The organism is Jiangella alkaliphila, from assembly GCF_900105925.1.
Taxonomy (GTDB): domain Bacteria; phylum Actinomycetota; class Actinomycetes; order Jiangellales; family Jiangellaceae; genus Jiangella; species Jiangella alkaliphila.
Genome location: NZ_LT629791.1, coordinates 3,143,867 through 3,160,904, shown reverse-complemented (window position 1 = coordinate 3,160,904; position 17,038 = coordinate 3,143,867). Strand labels below are relative to the sequence as shown.

16 protein-coding genes are annotated in these 17,038 nt (G+C 73.3%); 14 read left to right on the top strand and 2 right to left on the bottom strand.

Annotated elements, in window-relative coordinates; all coding sequences use genetic code 11:
* Positions 1-232: 232 nt before the first annotated feature.
* Entirely contained in the window at positions 233-631 is a 399-nt protein-coding gene (locus tag BLV05_RS14630; protein WP_231948820.1) for a winged helix-turn-helix transcriptional regulator, read from the bottom strand.
* A 106-nt stretch (positions 632-737) separates the two neighbouring features.
* Here BLV05_RS14630 and BLV05_RS14625 point away from each other — a divergent pair, with 106 nt between their 5' ends.
* The 9 genes from BLV05_RS14625 (at position 738) to BLV05_RS14585 (ending at position 11,725) form a co-directional block, all read left to right on the top strand.
* Positions 738-1,532, top strand: a complete 795-nt coding sequence (locus BLV05_RS14625) for an NAD(P)H-binding protein (RefSeq protein WP_046767338.1) — start codon at positions 738-740, stop codon at positions 1,530-1,532.
* Between the two features lie 87 nt (positions 1,533-1,619).
* Positions 1,620-4,031, top strand: a complete 2,412-nt coding sequence (locus BLV05_RS14620) for an ATP-binding cassette domain-containing protein (protein ID WP_052762210.1) — start codon at positions 1,620-1,622, stop codon at positions 4,029-4,031.
* Positions 4,024-4,719 carry a response regulator transcription factor gene (locus tag BLV05_RS14615; protein ID WP_046767339.1) on the top strand — a complete coding sequence of 232 codons (696 nt, stop codon included), beginning with the start codon at positions 4,024-4,026 and terminating at the stop codon, positions 4,717-4,719. The genes BLV05_RS14620 and BLV05_RS14615 overlap by 8 nt, the downstream gene beginning before the upstream one ends.
* Entirely contained in the window at positions 4,719-5,807 is a 1,089-nt protein-coding gene (locus BLV05_RS14610) for an ABC transporter substrate-binding protein (protein ID WP_046767340.1), read from the top strand. Before BLV05_RS14615 ends, BLV05_RS14610 begins: the two co-directional genes overlap by 1 nt.
* On the top strand, positions 5,804-6,955 hold the full coding sequence (locus BLV05_RS14605) for a sugar ABC transporter permease (RefSeq protein ID WP_046767468.1): 1,152 nt from the start codon (positions 5,804-5,806) through the stop codon (positions 6,953-6,955). The genes BLV05_RS14610 and BLV05_RS14605 overlap by 4 nt, the downstream gene beginning before the upstream one ends.
* Before the next feature lie 52 nt (positions 6,956-7,007).
* Positions 7,008-8,174: an ROK family transcriptional regulator gene (locus tag BLV05_RS14600; RefSeq protein ID WP_046767341.1), complete on the top strand. Its 1,167-nt coding sequence runs from the start codon at positions 7,008-7,010 to the stop codon at positions 8,172-8,174.
* Between the two features lie 296 nt (positions 8,175-8,470).
* Positions 8,471-9,556, top strand: a complete 1,086-nt coding sequence (locus tag BLV05_RS14595; protein ID WP_046767342.1) for a sugar ABC transporter substrate-binding protein — start codon at positions 8,471-8,473, stop codon at positions 9,554-9,556.
* Between the two features lie 80 nt (positions 9,557-9,636).
* Positions 9,637-10,470: an ATP-binding cassette domain-containing protein gene (locus tag BLV05_RS14590; protein ID WP_082155012.1), complete on the top strand. Its 834-nt coding sequence runs from the start codon at positions 9,637-9,639 to the stop codon at positions 10,468-10,470.
* Entirely contained in the window at positions 10,463-11,725 is a 1,263-nt protein-coding gene (locus tag BLV05_RS14585; protein ID WP_046767343.1) for a sugar ABC transporter permease, read from the top strand. The genes BLV05_RS14590 and BLV05_RS14585 overlap by 8 nt, the downstream gene beginning before the upstream one ends.
* Positions 11,726-11,750: 25 nt before the next feature.
* Here BLV05_RS14585 and BLV05_RS14580 read toward each other — a convergent pair whose 3' ends face one another.
* On the bottom strand, positions 11,751-11,951 hold the full coding sequence (locus tag BLV05_RS14580; RefSeq protein ID WP_052762212.1) for a hypothetical protein: 201 nt from the start codon (positions 11,949-11,951) through the stop codon (positions 11,751-11,753).
* A 99-nt stretch (positions 11,952-12,050) separates the two neighbouring features.
* On the opposite strand from BLV05_RS14580, the gene BLV05_RS14575 reads away from it, so the two are divergent.
* The 5 genes from BLV05_RS14575 to BLV05_RS14555 all read left to right on the top strand — a co-directional run bounded on the left by BLV05_RS14575 (position 12,051) and on the right by BLV05_RS14555 (position 17,032).
* Entirely contained in the window at positions 12,051-12,395 is a 345-nt protein-coding gene (locus BLV05_RS14575) for a VOC family protein (RefSeq protein ID WP_046767344.1), read from the top strand.
* 115 nt (positions 12,396-12,510) lie between these two features.
* Positions 12,511-14,016 carry a mycofactocin dehydrogenase MftG gene (gene mftG / locus BLV05_RS14570; RefSeq protein WP_046767345.1) on the top strand — a complete coding sequence of 502 codons (1,506 nt, stop codon included), beginning with the start codon at positions 12,511-12,513 and terminating at the stop codon, positions 14,014-14,016.
* 29 nt (positions 14,017-14,045) lie between these two features.
* Positions 14,046-14,381: an ArsR/SmtB family transcription factor gene (locus BLV05_RS14565; RefSeq protein ID WP_046767346.1), complete on the top strand. Its 336-nt coding sequence runs from the start codon at positions 14,046-14,048 to the stop codon at positions 14,379-14,381.
* Positions 14,378-14,842 carry an SRPBCC domain-containing protein gene (locus BLV05_RS14560; protein ID WP_046767347.1) on the top strand — a complete coding sequence of 155 codons (465 nt, stop codon included), beginning with the start codon at positions 14,378-14,380 and terminating at the stop codon, positions 14,840-14,842. Before BLV05_RS14565 ends, BLV05_RS14560 begins: the two co-directional genes overlap by 4 nt.
* Positions 14,843-14,974: 132 nt before the next feature.
* Entirely contained in the window at positions 14,975-17,032 is a 2,058-nt protein-coding gene (locus BLV05_RS14555; protein ID WP_046767348.1) for a glycosyl hydrolase family 28-related protein, read from the top strand.
* Positions 17,033-17,038: the final 6 nt, after the last annotated feature.

The window sequence follows — 17,038 nt, the reverse complement described above, 5'->3', positions numbered from 1 at the left end:
TACCCGGCAGTCGGCGGGATCGAGAGAGGGGCATTCCCATGACAAACCACGAAGGCTCGGAATCGCCGGGCGTCCCGGCCACCCCACCGGAGCGCGGCTCGGAATCGCCGGGAGTCCCGACCACTCCACCCGGGCGCGGCTCGGAATCGCCAGGCGTCCCGACGAGCCCGCCGGGGCGCGGCTCGGAGTCGCCGGGCATCCCGCCCGAGGATGACGAGGAGGACGAGGACCGCTAGGGGGTGTCGGACGGCGCCGGCTGGCCCTCGCGGGCGGCCAGGATGGCGGGCAGGTTCTGCTCGATCCAGCCCACCAGCCCGACCACGTGCGCGGCGACCTGGTCGCCTGACGCGGTCAGCCGGTAGCTGACCTGCGGCGGCGCGGCCGGGATGACCGTCCGCTCGACGAAGCCGTCGGCGGCCAGCGCGCGCAGCGTCTGGGCGAGCATCTTCTGGCTCACCCCGCCGATGCGCCGGTGCAGTTCGCCGAAGCGCTGCTCGCGCTCCCCCAGCGCGGCCAGGACGAGCACGCCCCACCGGCTGGTGACGTGCTCCAGGATGCCGCGCGACGGGCAGTTGCTGTCGAACACGTCACCTTGCAGCGCCTGCAGGCCCTTGCTGACCTCGATGCTCACGCCCACCTCCGTTGGTTACCTCAAGGTACGTACTTTCGCTGGGTGAGTCTCCAGCGTAACGTCGCGATCGTCGCGAGAACAGACCCTTGAGTGAACGGAGACAGTCATGATCGTGGTGACCGGGGCGACCGGCCGGTTCGGGCCCGTCGTGGTCGACGACCTGATCGCCGAACTGCCGGCCGGCGAGGTCGCCGTCGTGGCGCGCGACCCGGAGAAGGCGCGGCCCTTCGCCGAGCGCGGCGTCGAGGTGCGCCAGGCCGACTACGACGACCCGGCCAGCCTCGGCCGCGCGTTCGCCGGCGCCGATCGGCTGCTGTTCGTGTCGGCGTCGGACACGTCGCCGGGCGTGCGGCCGCGCCAGCACGCGAACGTGGTGGCAGCGGCCGAGACCGCCGGCGTCGGGCACATCGTCTACACCAGCGCCATCACCGCCGAGGACGGCGCGAGCTTCCTGGCCGACCACACGACGACCGAGCGGGCGATCCGCGACACCGGCATCGCGTACACGTTCCTGCGCAACACCTTCTACACCGAGGAGCTGGTGACGGCGGACCTGGCGGCGGCCGCGGTGAAGGCCGGCGAGCTGGCAGCGCCGGCGATCGGGCAGCCGCTGGTCACCGCGCCGATCGCCGACCTCGCGCTGGCCGCGAGCGCCGTCCTGACCGGGACCGGCCACGAGAAGGCCGTCTACGAGCTGCGCGGCCCCGGCTGGACGTATCCGCAGCTCGCCGAGGCCCTCGGCGTCACCTTCCGGGAGCTGGCCGACGACGAGACCGGCGGCATGGCCTTCATCCTGCCGCTGCTGCGGCTGCCGCAGTTCGGCACGCCGACGCCGGACCTCGAGCGGCTGCTCGGCCGTCCCGCCGCCCCGATCGAGGAGTTCGTCCGCACGCTGCGCTGACGCGCCGATGGCACGGTCGGCCGTCGTCGGCGAGTCACGATGGCGGCCGACCGCGAGGTCTCGCGCCAGCGGGGGGATGATAGTGGCATGACCGACGGCGACGGCCGCCGCGGCACGGCCGGGCCGATCCTCGAGCTGCGTGGCGTGACGAAGCGCTACGGGCGGCTGCGAGCGCTCGACGGCGTGTCGCTCAGCGTGCGCGGCGGCGAGATCGTCGCCGTCGTGGGCGAGAACGGCGCCGGCAAGTCGACGCTGGTCAGGTGCATCACCGGCGACACCGACGTCGACGAGGGCCAGGTCGAGGTGCAGGCCACCGCCGGCGTCGCCCGGGCGCCGGTCGCGGTGGTCTGGCAGGACCTCGGGCTCTGCGACGACCTCGACGTCGTGGCGAACATCTTCCTCGGCCGCGAGCACTCCCGCGTCCTGCTGGCCGAGGGCCGGATGGCCGCCGACGCCCGGCACGCGCTCGAGCGGTTCGGCTCGCAGCTCACCGACGTCCGGGCCCGGGTCGACACACTGTCGCGCGGCCAGCGGCAGGAGGTGGCGCTGGCCCGGGCGCTGTCCACCGGCGCCGACCTGTTGGTGCTGGACGAGCCGACGGCGTCGCTGAGCGTGCTGCGCCGCGCGGAGATCATGCGCGTGCTGGGCGGCCTGCGCGACGACGGCCGGGCGATCCTGCTGGTCAGCCACGATCTCGACGAGGTCTTCGCGCTGGCGGACCGCATCGTGGTGCTCCGCCACGGCCGCATCGTCGCGACCGTGTCGCCGGCCGAGGTCCACTCTGACGACGTCGCGGCGCTGATGTCGGGCATCGAGACCGAGTCGGCGGCGCGCCGTCAGCTCAACCGTCTGAAGAGCCTGGTCGAGCAGCTCTCCGCCGCCGACCCCGCCGCGTCGCTGCCGCTCGTGGTGTCGGCCACGGCGGCCGCCCTCGACCAGGACATGCTCTGCGTGCACCTGCTCGACCGCGCGCCGCGCGGGCCGCTGCTGCGCCGCACCGCGGCCATCGGCGTGCCGCCGGCGCTGGCCGAGGACGCCGCGCTGGTGCCGGTCGGGTCGGCCGGCGGCCTGGTCGGGACGGCGGCGGCGCTCGGCCAGCTGGTGGTCATGGACGACCTGAGCGACGAGTCGTCCTGGACCGGCTACCTCGAGCAGGCCTCCGCCGCCGGGGTGCGCAGCGCGTGGTCCGCGCCGATCGTCGGCTCCACCGGCGTGCTGGGCACCATCACCGGGTTCAGCACCTCCGCCGGCCGCCTCGACGCCGACCGCCGCGAGCTGGTCTCGCTCTACGCCGGCCACGCCGCCAGTGCGATCGAGCGCGAACGGCTGATCGAGGAGGTCAGCCGGCGCAACGAGATCCTCGAGTCGCTGCGGGCGATGCTCGAGACGCTGGCCGGTCCCGACCGCGTCGACGGCGGGCTGTCCGCCGCGCTGCTCGCGCTCTGCCGCGGCCTCGGTGCCCGGGCGGCCGGCATGCTGCTGACCGACGTCTCCGAGCTCACCGGCGGCGGGCCCCGGTGGGTGCACATCGACCTCGACGAGTCTTCTGAGTCCGACCCGCACGGGCTGCGCGAGCTGGCCGAGGCGGCGCCTGCCGGGATCGACCGGCCGCGGCGCCTCGGCGACGGTCTGGCCATCGCCGGGCTGCCGATCCCCGGCGGCACCGGGCTGCTGCTGGCCCGCTGGGACGACCCCGCGGAGCCGTCCCGCGACGCCGTCGAGCTGCTCGACGACGCGCGCCGGTCGCTCGCTCTCGCCCTGGAGCGGGAGATGCTCGAGAGCGCGCGCCGCGAGGCGGCCGCCGCCCGGCGCTCTCAGCAGCTGCAGCGCGAGGTGCTGCAGCACCTCAGCCACGAGCTGCGCACGCCGCTGACCGCGATCCACGGGTACGCCTCGACGCTGCAGCAGCGCGACCTCGTCTGGGACCCCGACTCCATCGACCGGTTCCTCGCCGCCATCACGACGGAGTCCGCGCGCATGGAGCGCCTGGTCGGCGACCTGCTCGACTCCTCGGCCATCGAGTCCGGCCTGCTGCGCCTGCGCCCCGACTGGACCGACGTGCGGCTCGTCCTCGAGGCGGCCCGCAGCTGCGTGCCGCACCCCGACCGCGTCAAGGTCGCGGTCGCCGCCGACCTGCCGCCGATCTGGGCCGACCACGACCGCCTCGAGCAGGTGTTCGTCAACCTGCTGGAGAACGGGGTCCGCCACGGCGGGCCCGACGGCGCGGTGCGCGTCACCGCCGCGGCGGTCAGCGGCGGCACGTCGGTCGAGGTGCTGGTCAGCGACGACGGCCCCGGCATCCCGCCCGAGGTCGCGGAGCGGATCTTCGAGCCGCGGGTGCGCGGCGAGGGCAGCACCGGCGCCGGGCTGGGACTGGCCATCGTCCGCGGCATCGCCGCGGCGCACGGCGGCCGAGTCGAGCTGGTGGCCGGGCCCGAGTCGAGCTTCCGCGTGACACTGCCGGTCGAACCGGCCGACGACGAGGAGAACGATGGCTGAGGCTCCCGGCGTCCTCATCGTCGAGGACGACCGCATCATCGTCGACGTCCTGCGGTCCAACCTCACCGCCCGCGGCTACCGGGTCGTCGTGTCGACGGACGGCTCCGACCTGCTCAGGCTGCTCGACGAGACCGCGCCCGACGTCGTGCTGCTCGACCTCATGCTGCCCGGCCACGACGGCTTCGACCTGTGCTGGGCGGTGCGCGACCGGTCCGACGTCGGGATCATCGTGCTGTCGGCGCGGCGGGGCGAGACCGACAAGGTCCGGGCGCTGAACCTGGGCGCCGACGACTACCTCACCAAGCCGTTCGGCATCGAGGAACTGCTCGCCCGCATCAACGCCATGCTGCGCCGGGCCCGTCCGGCCGAGCCGCGCCCGGTGGCGCCGCAGGTGCGGGTCGGCGACGTGCGCATCGACTTCGACGCCCAGCTGGTCACGAAGGGCGGCAAGCGGGTGCACCTCACCCGCACCGAGTACGCGCTGCTGCGCGAGCTGGCGATGAACCCCGGCCGGCTGCTGTCGCACGCCGAACTGCTGCGCCGGGTGTGGGGGCCGGGCTACGAGACGCAGACGGAGTACACGCGCGTGTACGTCGGCCGGCTGCGGGCCAAGCTCGAAGGACCCGAGGGCACCGAGCTGATCGTCACCGAGCCGCGGGCCGGCTACCGCTTCACGACGGACCGGTGATGGGCCGCCGACGCCTGCTCGCCGCCGCCCTGCCCGCGGTCCTCGCCCTGGCGCTGGGGGCGGCGGCCTGCGGCACGGCCGCCGGCGGGTCCGACGAGCTGCAGATCGCCCTGCTGCTGCCGGAGAACAAGACCGCCCGCTACGAGTCGCACGACCGCCCGGCGTTCGTCGACCGCGTCCAGGAGGTGTGCGCCGACTGCGAGACGCTGGTCAGCAACGCCGACCAGGACGCCGCCCACCAGCAGGCCCAGGCCGAGGCCGCGCTCACCAACGGCGCCGACGTGCTCGTGCTCGACCCGGTCGACTCCAGGTCCGCCGCTGTCATCGTCCGCCTGGCGCACGCGGCCGGCGTCCCGGTGGTCAGCTACGACCGGCTCGTGCTCGACGTCCCGGTCGACTTCCACGTCACGTTCGACAACGAGCAGGTCGGCGTGTTGCAGGCCGAGGTCCTGCTGGCCGCCGTCGGCGACACCGGCGGCGAGCTGGTGGTGCTGAACGGCTCGCCCACCGACGACAACGCCGCGCTGTTCCGCCGTGGCGCGCACAGCGTCCTCGACACCGCCGGTGTCACCGTCGGCGCCGAGGTCGACGTGCCCGACTGGTCGCCCGACCAGGCACAGGAGGCGATGGACCGGGCCCTGACGACGCTGGGCCGCGACCGCGTCGCCGGCGTCTACGCGGCCAACGACGGCGTGGCCGGCGGCGCCATCGCCGCGATGAAGGCCGCCGGGCTCGACCCGCTGCCGCCGGTGACCGGGCAGGACGCCGAACTGGCGGCGATCCGCCGGATCCTCACCGGCGACCAGTACATGACGGTCTACAAGGCGGTGCGCACGCAGGCCGAGATGGCCGCCGACGTCGCCGTCAGCCTGGCGCGGACCGGCGAGCCGCCGGACGACCTGCGCAACAGCTGGGTCGACAACGGCCAGGGACGCATCCCCGCGCTGATGCTGGAGCCGGTCGCCGTCACGCGCGAGACGATCGCCGCGACCGTCGTCGCCGACGGCTTCTGGTCGGTGGACGAGATCTGCGAGGGGCTCGAGCAGGAGTGCGCCGTCGCCGGCCTGACCGAGGGCGGGGCGCCGTGAGCGGGTCGGTGTCGCCGGCGCGCCTGGGCCGCTGGGCGCCGCCGGCCGCGCTCGCCATCATCTGGCTGGTCATGAGCCTGAGCAACCCGCGCTTCCTGTCGGCGGTGAACCTCACGAACCTGATGCTGCAGATCGTCGCGGTGGGCGCCGTCGCGGTGGCGGTCGTGCTCGTGCTGCTGATCGGCGAGATCGACCTGTCCGTCGGCGCGGTGTCGGGCTTCGGCGCGGCCGTCACCGCCGTGCTCAGCGTGAAGCAGGACTGGCCGGCCGTCCTGGCGATCCTCGCCGGGCTGCTGACCGGCGCGCTGGTCGGGCTGCTGCACGCGGCCATGGTGACGCGGGTCGGCGTCCCGTCGTTCGTGGTGACGCTGGCCGGGCTGCTGACGTGGCAGGGCGCGCTGCTGCTGGTCCTCGGCGACACCGGCAGCGTCAACATCGACGACCCGCAGCTGGTGGCCATCGCGGGGACGTTCCTCGCGCCGGGGCTCGGCTGGCTGATCGCCGCTGTGGCGAGCGGCGGCGCCGTCCTCGCGATCGTCGGGTACCTGCGCAACGAACGGCCGCGGCCGGCGCGGCGGGTCTGGCCGTGGGTGGTCGCCGCCATCGGCGCGCCGGTGGCCGTCGCGGTGTTCAACGCCGACCGCGGCGTGCCGCTCGCCGTGGTGGTGTTCCTCGTGCTGCTCGCCGGCGGCGACCTGGTCGTGCGCCGCACGAAGCTCGGCCGTCACGCCGTCGCGACCGGGAGCAACGCGTCGGGGGCGCGCCGGGCCGGCATCGCGGTCGACCGGATCCGCCTGGTCGTGTTCATGCTGGCCTCGGTGCTGGCCGTCACCGGCGGCATCCTCGCCGCGTCGCGGCTGCTCGCCGTCAACCAGTCGTCAGGCAGCACCGACCTGATGCTCACCGCGGTCGCCGCCGCCGCCATCGGCGGGACCAGCCTGTTCGGCGGCCGCGGCACGGTGTGGTCGGCGCTGCTGGGCGCGCTGGTGGTCGGCTCGCTGGCCAACGGCCTGGACCTGCTGGGCGCGTCGTCGGCGATCCGGCTGATCGCGACCGGTCTCGTCCTCGCCGTCGCCGTCGGGCTGGACACGCTCGCGCACCGTGCCGAAATAACGCCGTTCCGCGAGCATTCGCGGCCCGGCCGCTAGGGGCACGCGACCGCCCACGGGGCGGCTTTCAAGAGGGTGTAGCGTTCACACTATGACGTCAAGGGGCGATCTGCGTCCCGGGTCGCTGTCCGCCCTGCGGCTGGCGAACCGGCAGCGGCTGCTGCTCGCGCTGCCGGCCGGCCAGCCGGTCAGCCAGGCGGAGCTGGCCCGGCTGACCGGCCTCGCCCCCGCGACCATCTCCGGACTGGTGCACGCCCTCGTCGACGAGGGCGAGCTGGTCGTCAGCCAGGGCGTCGCCAACGGCCGGCGCAGCCGCCTGGTCCAGCGCGCGCCGGCGCGGCAGCGGTACGGCATCGGCATCGACCTCGGCCGCACGCACGTCAAGGTCGTCGCCGGCGCCGAACCCGGCGAGGTGCTGGCCGAGTCCGCCACGGAACTCGCCGGCGGCCTGCGCCCGGACACGCTGATCGAGACGATCGCCTCGCTCGCGGCGGCGGCCCGTGAACGGGCCGGCCTGACCGCCGGCCAGATCGCCGGAGTCGCGGTGGGCGTCCCGGCGCCGATCGACGCCGCGACCGGCTCCGTCACCGAGACGGCGATCCTGCCCACGCTGGTCGGCTTCCCGCTGCGCGACGAGATCGCCGCCGTCCTGGGCCGGCCCGTGGTGGTCGAGAACGACGCGAACCTCGGCGCGCTCGCGCTGGCCCGCCGGGCCGGCGCCGGCCCGGGATCGGTGGTGTTCGTCAAGGTCGGCTCGGGCATCGGGGCGGGGGTCGCGGTCGGCGGCGAGCTGCTGCGCGGCGACTCCGGCGCGGCCGGCGAGATCGGCCACCTCGCGCTGGACCCCGGCCTGTCGGTGGTGTGCCGGTGCGGGCGCCGCGGCTGCCTGGAGACGGTCGGCTCGGCGGAGTCGGTCCGTTCCGCGCTGAGCTCGGCGCTGCAGCGCGACCTCGGGCTCACCGAGGTGCTCGCGCTGATCGGCGACGGGCACCCCGTCGCGGTGCACGTGCTCGAGGACGCCGGCGAGCTGCTCGGCCGGGGCCTGGGCTGGCTGGCGATGATCCTCAACCCGGCCGAGATCGCCCTCGGCGGGCCGCTGATCGCCGCCGGCGACGCCTGGCTGCGCCCGGTCCAGCAGGGCTTCCGCCGGGCCGTCCTCCCCGGCGTGGCGGAGCGGACCCGGGTGGCGATCTCGCCGCTCGGCGAGGACACCGAGGCGGTCGGCGCGCTCATCGCCGGCCTCGATGCCGCGCAGTAGGCCTGACCCGAGTTGATCATGGAGAAGGTCAGGCCTTGCCGCGCCCGGAAGCCTCCCTTCTCCATGATCAACGCGACGCTGGAGGCAGCGTACGGCGGCGCCCGGACCAACCGGCCGTTCTGGTCCGTACCGCGATTCACGGGCGATGTCCGTATATTTGCTGTCGAAATACGAACGCATAAACAAGTTGTAAACGCGTAATGTATTTGAGCCTTGACGACAACGCGCAGGCGTTCGACACTCTCCCCAGCCGGCCGATCTATCGGCGGGCCAAGAACCCAAAGGAGGGTTTCACTGTGCACCAGCCCAATCGACGGGCTGCCGTCTTCGCAGTCCTCGCCCTGGCCGCCGGCGCACTGGCCGCCTGTGGCGCCAACGAGGACGACAACGACAACGGCGGCGGGAGCGACGAGACCGCGAGCGGGGGCGCCTCGATCGCCCTGCTCCTGCCGGAAGCGGCCACCGCCCGCTACGAGGCGTTCGACCGGCCGCTGTTCGAGGCCAAGGTCGCGGAGCTGTGCGCCGACTGCGAGGTCGTCTACTTCAACGCCGACCAGGACGAGGCCCAGCAGGCCGAGCAGGTCGACTCCGCGATCTCGCAGAACGTCGACGTCATGGTGCTCGACCCGGTCAACGGTGTCGCCGCGGCGTCGCTGGTGGCCGACGCGCAGGCCGCCGACATCCCGGTCATCGCCTACGACCGCTTCATCGAGGGTGCCGACTACTACACCTCGTTCGACAACGAGCGGGTCGGCGAGCTGCAGGGCCAGGCCCTGGTCGACGCGGTCGGCGCGGCCGGCGACATCCTCATGCTGAACGGGTCGCCCGACGACCCCAACGCCGCGCAGTTCAAGTCCGGCGCGCACAGCATCATCGACGCCAGCGACCTCACCGTCGTCGGCGAGTACGACAACCCCGACTGGAGCCCCGACAACGCCCAGTCGTGGACGACGGACCAGCTCAACACCATCGACCCCGCCTCGCTGGCCGGCGTCTACGCCGCCAACGACGGCCAGGCCGGCGGCGTCATCGCGGCGCTGACCGGTGCGGGCATCGCCGCCGACGCGCTGCCGCCGGTGACCGGGCAGGACGCCGAGCTGGCCGCCATCCAGCGCATCGTCGCGGGTGAGCAATACATGACGGTCTACAAGCCGATCCCGGTCGAGGCCGAGGGCGCCGCCGAGGCGGCCATCTCGATCGTCAACGGCGAGGAGGTCGCCGACACCGTCGACTTCCAGGGTGTGCCGTCGCTGATCCACGACCCGATCGTGGTCACCGCCGACAACGTGGCCGACACCGTCGTAGCCGACGAGTTCTGGAGCGTCGACGAGATCTGCACCGCTGACTACGCGGACGCCTGCGCGGCCGCGGGCCTCAGCTGATCCCGTCGAGACAACGTCGAGGGTGGCACTGGAGCCGGAATCTCCCGGCCGGTGCCACCCTTGACTCTGGAACAGAGGAGATGGTGCCGATGAGCGTCGCCACAGAGGAGAGCGGGTCCTCGGCCCGCACGACCCAGCCGGTCCTGGAACTCACCGGGATCGGCAAACATTTCGGCGCCGTCCAGGCGCTGGCCGGCGTCGACTTCCAGGTCCACGCCGGCGAGGTGGTCGCCCTCGTCGGCGACAACGGCGCGGGGAAGTCGACCCTGGTCAAGATCATGTCCGGCGTGTACCAGCCCGACTCCGGCAGCATGCGGGTCGAGGGCCGCGAGGTGCACGTCGGCAGCCCGGGCACCGCACAGTCGCTGGGCATCGCGACGGTCTTCCAGGACCTCGCGCTCTGCGACAACCTCGACGTCGTGGCCAACCTGTTCCTCGGCAGCGAGCTGGGCTCGCAGGCCTGGATGGACGAGGTGGCCATGGAGAAGGAGTCCTGGCGGCTGCTGCGCGAGCTGGGCGCGAAGATCCCGACCGTGCGCATCCCGGTCGCCAGCCTGTCCGGCGGCCAGCGGCAGACCGTCGCGATCGCCCGCAGCCTGGTCGGCCAGCCCAAGGTGGTCATGCTCGACGAGCCGACCGCCGCCCTGGGCGTCGCGCAGACCGCCGAGGTGCTGAACCTCGTCGAGCGGCTCCGCGAGCAGCGCCTCGCCGTCGTCCTGATCAGCCACAACATGGCCGACGTGCAGGCCGTCGCCGACCGCATCGTGGTGCTGCGGCTGGGCCGCAACGAGGCCGAGTTCCGCACCGTCGACGTCACGACCGAGCAGCTCGTCGCCGCCATCACCGGCGCGTCGGACAACGTCGTGGCCGAGCGCAACGCCCGCCGCGAGGCGTCAGGGGGCACCGATGAGTAGGACCCGGACGGCGCCGGCCGACGAGACCGCGGCCCGCGCCGACCTCCTCGACGAGCGGCTGGCCCAGGACGCCGGCCTGCGCGGCGCGGTGGACGCGTTCCGGCGGCGCGTCCGCGACGGCGACCTCGGCATGCTGCCGGTGGTCGTCGGCCTGTTCATCATCGGGCTGGTCTTCTACCTGCAGGACGTCACGTACCTGTCGTCGAGCAACCTGGTCAACATCACGCTCACCGCCGTGCCGTACGGCATCATCGCGGTCGGCATCGTGCTGGTGCTGCTTCTCGGCGAGATCGACCTGTCCGTCGGCTCGATCAGCGGTCTCGCGGGGTCCATCACGGCCGTCCTGGTGGTCCAGCAGGAGCAGCCGCTGGTGCTGGGGCTGGCGGCCGGCGCCGGGACGGGCGCAGTCATCGGCATCGTCTACGGGCTGATCTTCACCAAGATCGGCGTGCCGAGCTTCGTCATCACATTGGCCGGCCTGCTCGGCTTCGTCGGCCTGCAGTACGTCGTGCTCGGCGACACCGGCACGATCAACCTGCCGCGCACGTCGCCGCTGGCGCAGTTCGCCCGCGAGGACTTCCTCAGCCCGGCGGTCTCGTACGTCGTCGTGGTGGCGGTCGTCGCGCTGTACGCGCTGGTCAACCTCATCGGCATCCGGCGGCGGACGGCGGCCGGGCTGCCCGCGCAGTCGGTGACGCTGGTGCTGATCAAGGCGGGGGTCATGCTGGCCGGCCTCGGCTTCCTCACCTACTACCTGAACATCGACCGCGGCTGGGGTTTCGCGGTGGTGTTCTTCGTGGGGCTGGTCGTGCTCCTGGACCTCGTCCTGCGCAAGTCGACCTGGGGCCGGCACCTGTACGCCGTCGGCGGCAACGTCGAGGCGGCCCGCCGTTCCGGCATCAACGTCACCTGGATCTACATCTCGGCGTTCTCGCTGACCGGCCTGCTGGCCGCGACCGGCGGTCTGTTGTTCCTGGCCCGGCTGACGTCGGTGTCGCAGGCCAGCGGCAGCAACGACGTCAACCTGACCGCGATCGCGGCGGCGGTCATCGGCGGCGTCAGCCTGTTCGGCGGCCGCGGCTCGGCCTACTCGGCGCTGCTGGGCGTGCTGGTGCTCATGTCGATCAACAGCGGCCTCAACCGCATCGGCGTGGACTCCTCCGTGCGTTTCATCGTCACCGGAGCGGTGCTGCTGCTCGCGGTGTCGATCGACGCGATCGCCCGGCGGGCCCGCGCCAGCAGCGGCCGAGGTTGACCCCAGGGAGATGTCCCGGTAGGCGTCAGGCGAGATCGCCGTACACGAGACGGCGGTGCTTCTCGTACTGACGCCTCCCGTCGGCCTGGTAGAGCACCCGGGCGGGGAGCGGCAGGAACTCGCGCATCCAGCGCGCCCGTTCCCCCTCCGGGATGGCGTCGAGCAGGAAGCCGAGCTGGATGAACAGCCGGTCGCGCGGGACCGAGGCGCGACCGGCCTCGCTCATCTCGTCCCACTCCCGCTGGTCTCCTCCGTACTCATGATGTCCCCCTCGGTGTGAGGTCACCGTAGACCGCTAGGGTGCCGGACTGGCTAGCATCGCCACATGACTCTCGACCTATTCGCCGTGCTCCCGGTGACCGACTTCGCCGCCTCGGCCGCCTGGTACGAGAAGCTGTTCGGCGCGCCGTTCACGTTCCGCGCCCACGACACCGAGGTGGTGTGGGAGCTGGCCGAGCACCGCTCGATCGCCGTCAACCAGCGCCCCGAGACCGCCGGCCGGAGCCACGTCACGATCTTCGTCGACGACCTCGACGCGGTGGTCGACGGCATCACGTCGCGCGGCATCGAGCCGGCGCTGCGCGAGACGTATGGCAACGGCGTCCGCAAGATCACCTACCACGACCTGGACGGCAACGAGATCGGCTATGGCGGCGCGCCGGCACCCTAGCGGCAACCCTGCGGCTCGGTATTGCGCAGGTCGGTGATGTGCGCTCGCCCGGGCGGTGACGGAACGCCGTGCCCCGGCCCGGTCACGCCGCCATCCTCGCAGATACGGTGCGACCGTGTTCTACGACGTCGTCGTGGTGGGTGCGGGCGCGACCGGAGCACCGCTGGCGGCCCGGCTCAGCGACAACCCGGACCGCCGGGTGCTGCTGCTCGAGGCCGGCCCGGACGAGCAGCCGGCCGAGCTGCTCGACCCGGCCACGATGCCCGCGGCGGCGCTCGGTCACCCGGCGGCCTGGGCGTTCCCGGCCCGGCTCACCACGGACGTGACGGCGGTCGTGCCGCGCGGCCGGATCGTCGGCGGGTCGACCGCGATCAACGGCGGCTACTTCGTCCGCGGCGCGCCGGCCGACTTCGACCGGTGGGCGGCGCTGGGCAACCCGGCGTGGTCGTGGGAGCGGGTCCGGCCGTTCTTCGCGGCGCTGGAGGACGACCGCGACCACGGCGACCGGCCGGGGCATGGGCACGGCGGGCCGGTGCCGGTACGCCGCGACGCCCCGCCGCACCCGGTGACGACGGCGTTCTACGCCGCCTGCGCCGAGCTGGGATTCCCGGCGCAGCCGGACCAGAACGACGGCGGCCGGCCCGGGTACGGGCCGGTGCCGCTCTCCGTCGCGGACGGGCTTCGGCACAGCACCGCGCGGACGCACCTGGCGGCGGCGCGCGGCCGGCCGAACCTGACGGTGCTCGGCGGCGCGGTGGTGCGGCGGGTGCTGTTCGCGGGCGCCCGGGCCGTCGGCGTGGTGGTCTCGCGGGAGGGCCGCACTGAGGAGGTACAGGCCGGCGAGGTGATCCTGTCCGCCGGAGCCGTGCTGTCGCCGCAGCTGCTCATGGTGTCCGGCGTCGGCCCGGCCGCGCGGCTGGCGTCGCTCGGCGTGCCCGTGGTCGCCGATCTGCCCGGCGTCGGCCGCGGGACCAGCGATCACCCCGAGATCACCGTCGGGTACCGGCCCGCGGGCGCCGCGCTGACGCCGTCGGCGGCGCTGCCGCTGCAGGGCCGGCTGGCGTTCACCGCGACCGGGTCGCCGTACGAGGGCGACCTGGAGATCCTGTGCTGGACGCGGCCGCTCGGCGTGGTCGTCCCCGGCGCCGGCGACGACCTGGCACTGCGGGTCGCGCTGCAGCAGGAGACCAGCCGCGGCACCGTCGAACTGGTCTCGGCCGACCCGGCGGTGTCGCCGCGCCTGGACCACCACTTCCTGTCCACGCCGGAGGACCGGGCCCGGCTGCGGGACGGCGTGCGGGTGGCGGTGCGGCTGCTGACGACGGCGGCGTTCCGGCCACTGGTCGCGGCGCGGACGACGCCCGGCCTCGACGACGACGTCCTGGCCGACGACGCGGCGCTGGACCGCTGGCTGGCCGCGCACGTCGGGACCGCGATCCACCTCAGCGGCGGCTGCGCGATGGGCCCGGACGGCGTCGTCGACGAGCACGGCCGCGTGCACGGCGTCACCGGCCTGCGCGTCGCCGACACGTCGATCTTCCCGGCGGTGACGTCGAGCGGGCCGGCCGCGACCGCCGTCATGGCCGGTGAACGGATCGCGGCGCTGATCGAGACGGAGTAGCAATGGTTGCTGTAGAGTAACCGTTGCCCATGAGTAACCAATCAGCGGATGCGGCGTTCGACGCCCTCGGCGAGCCCGTGCGGCGGCGCATCCTCGAGTTGTTGCGCGACGGCCCGACGCCCGTCGGCAAGCTGGCCGAGCGACTGCCGGTCGGCCGGCCCGCCGTGAGCAAGCACCTGCGGGTACTCAGCGGCGCCGGGCTGATCGAGCACCGCAGCGTGGGCACCCGCAACCTCTACGCGCTGGCGCCGGACGGGCTGGCGGCCGTGCAGGAGTGGCTGGTCGGCACCTGGGACGTCGCGCTCGACGCGTATGCCGCCGAGGTCGCCCGCGCCACGCCCGAACCGGAGGAGGACGAGCGATGAGTCCCGTACCCGAGATCCGCCGCGAACTGCTGGTCGAGGCCGCACCGGCGGTCGCGTTCGACGTGTTCACCGCCGGCATCGGGCGCTGGTGGCCGCTGGCCCGGTTCAGCGTCTACGGCGAGGCCGCGACCGTCGCGTTCGAGGACGGCGTCATCGTCGAGCGCTCCGAGGCAGGCGACGAGGCGGCCTGGGGGACGGTGACCCGGTGGGAGCCGCCCGCGGTGGTCGCGTTCACCTGGCACCCGGGCCGGCCGGCCGACGCCGCGGGGCTGGTCGAGGTCTCCTTCGCCGCGGTCGACGGCGGCGGCACGCTGGTGACGTTGCGGCACAGCGGCTGGGAGAGCTACGACGACCCGTCCACCGCCCGCGCCGACTACGACCGCGGCTGGCCGCTGGTGCTCGGCCGGTACCGCGACGAGCTCGGCCGCACGACCGCGAGCCGCGCCCCCGACCCGAGTTGATCATGGAGAAACTCGGCTCTGGCGGCGATCTGGAGCCGACCTTCTCCATGATCAACTCGGGTGGGTAGATGATGGCGGATTGTTGAGTTCTTTCGTATTCTTACACCTTATTTTGCTGTACTTTGACCGAGTATGCGCAGCCGTCTCATCGTCGCCGCGGCCGCCGTCCTCGCGACCGCCATTGCCGCCGTCATGCCGGCCGCCCAGGCCGAGCCGTCTCCGTCCGCCACCGCCGCCACGCCTCGTGAGACCCGGGCCGGCCTCGACCCCGAGCTGGTCGAGGGCCGCGGCGCCGACGTCGCGTTCGCCGAGCAGGAGGCCGAGTTCGCCGTCCACACCGGCGAACCGCTCAGCGCGTCGTCCACCGGCGACATCGCGCTCTACTCCCCGGACCGGCGCGGCGCCGAGCAGCGGGCCGCCTACACGCTGAGCGCCGAAGCGTCCGGCCGCGACGCCGTCAGGCTGGACCCGGGCGCGTACGTCGAGTTCACGCTGACCCGCCCGGCCAACGCGATCACCGTCCGCGCCAGCATCCCGGACGCGCCGTCAGGCGGCGGCATCGAGTCACCGCTGGAGGTCACCGTCGACGGCCGGCACCGGAGCACCATGACGCTGACCTCGCGGTACTCCTGGCTGTACGCCGACTACCCGTTCTCGAACGACCCCGGGACCGGCTGGCTCAACCCGGACTGGTGGCGGCCGCCGACGGAGAGCCAGGCCAAGCCGCACCGGCCCAGCCACGCCTACGACGAGCAGCGGCTGCTGCTGGACCGCACCCATCCCGCCGGGTCGACGCTGCGGCTGACGGTGCCGCGCCGCGCGGCCGCCGCGTGGACCGTCGTCGACCTGCTGGACTACGAGCAGGTGGCGCCGCCGGCCCGCAAGCCCGCGCACTCGGTGTCGATCCTGCAGTTCGGCGCCGACCCGTCCGGCCGCCGCGACTCCTCGGCCGCGTTCGACCGCGCCATCGCGCACGCCCAGCAGCGCCACCCCGGCCGCGACGCCGTCGTCTACATCCCTGCCGGCACGTTCCTCGTCACCCGGCACATCGTGGTCGACGAGGTCGCGATCGTCGGGGCGGGGAACTGGCACTCGATCGTCACCGGCCCGGTCACGCCTCGCGCGACGCAGGCGCCGGACGGCTCGAGGCACGACTCCCCCGGCTTCTACGGCCGCTGGGCGGACGACGCCGGCGGCAGCCACGACGTTCGGCTGGCCGACTTCGCGATCGTCGGCGAGGTGGCCGAGCGGATCGACAACGACCAGGTCAACGGCGTCGGCGGCGCACTCAGCGACTCCGTCGTCGAAGACCTTTACATCAAGAACACCAAGGTCGGCATCTGGCTGGACGGGCCCGGCAGCGACCTGCTGATCCGCGACAACGTCATCGTCGACCAGATCGCCGACGGGCTGAACATCCGGCGCGGCTGGACCGGCGTGCGCGCGACGAACAACTTCGTCCGCAACACCGGCGACGACGCGATGGCGATGTGGTCGCACTACGTCAGTGGCGACGCCGCGAAAGAGCTGGACAAGAACTCCGGCAACACCTTCGACCACAACACGATCCAGTCGCCGGTGCTGGCGAACGGCATCGCGATCTACGGCGGCCGCGACAACACCGTGTCGGACAACCTGATCGCCGACCCGGTCCGCGAGGGGTCCGCGCTGCACGCCGGCTACCGGCACGGCTCGACCGACTTCCAGGGGCAGCTGACCTTCGCCCGCAACACCACCGTCCGGGCCGGGACCCGCGAGCTGAACTGGGACATCGGCGTCGGCGCGATCTGGTTCTACGCGCTGGAGGGCCCGCTGGACGCCGACTTCCGCGTCGTCGACTCCGACTTCCTGGACGTCAGCTACAACGCCATCCAGTTCGTGTCGGAGTGGGCGGTCAAGGACCTGTACGGCATCTCACACGTGACGGTGCGCGACGTGCGGGTCGACGGCGCCGGGACGAACGTGCTGAACGCGCGGGCGTTCGGCAGCGCGACGATCGAGAACCTGGACGCCCGGGGCGTCGGCCACGCGTTCACGAACAACTGCGGCTCGTTCAACTTCCCGCCGACCGGCCCGGAGTTCTCGATCGACCTGCTCGGCGGCAACGACGGCGGCTGGGACGCCTGGGGCACCTGGTGCGACGACCGTCCCGTCCCGGTGGAGCCACCGGAGCCGTCGGCCTGGCTCTGACCTCGA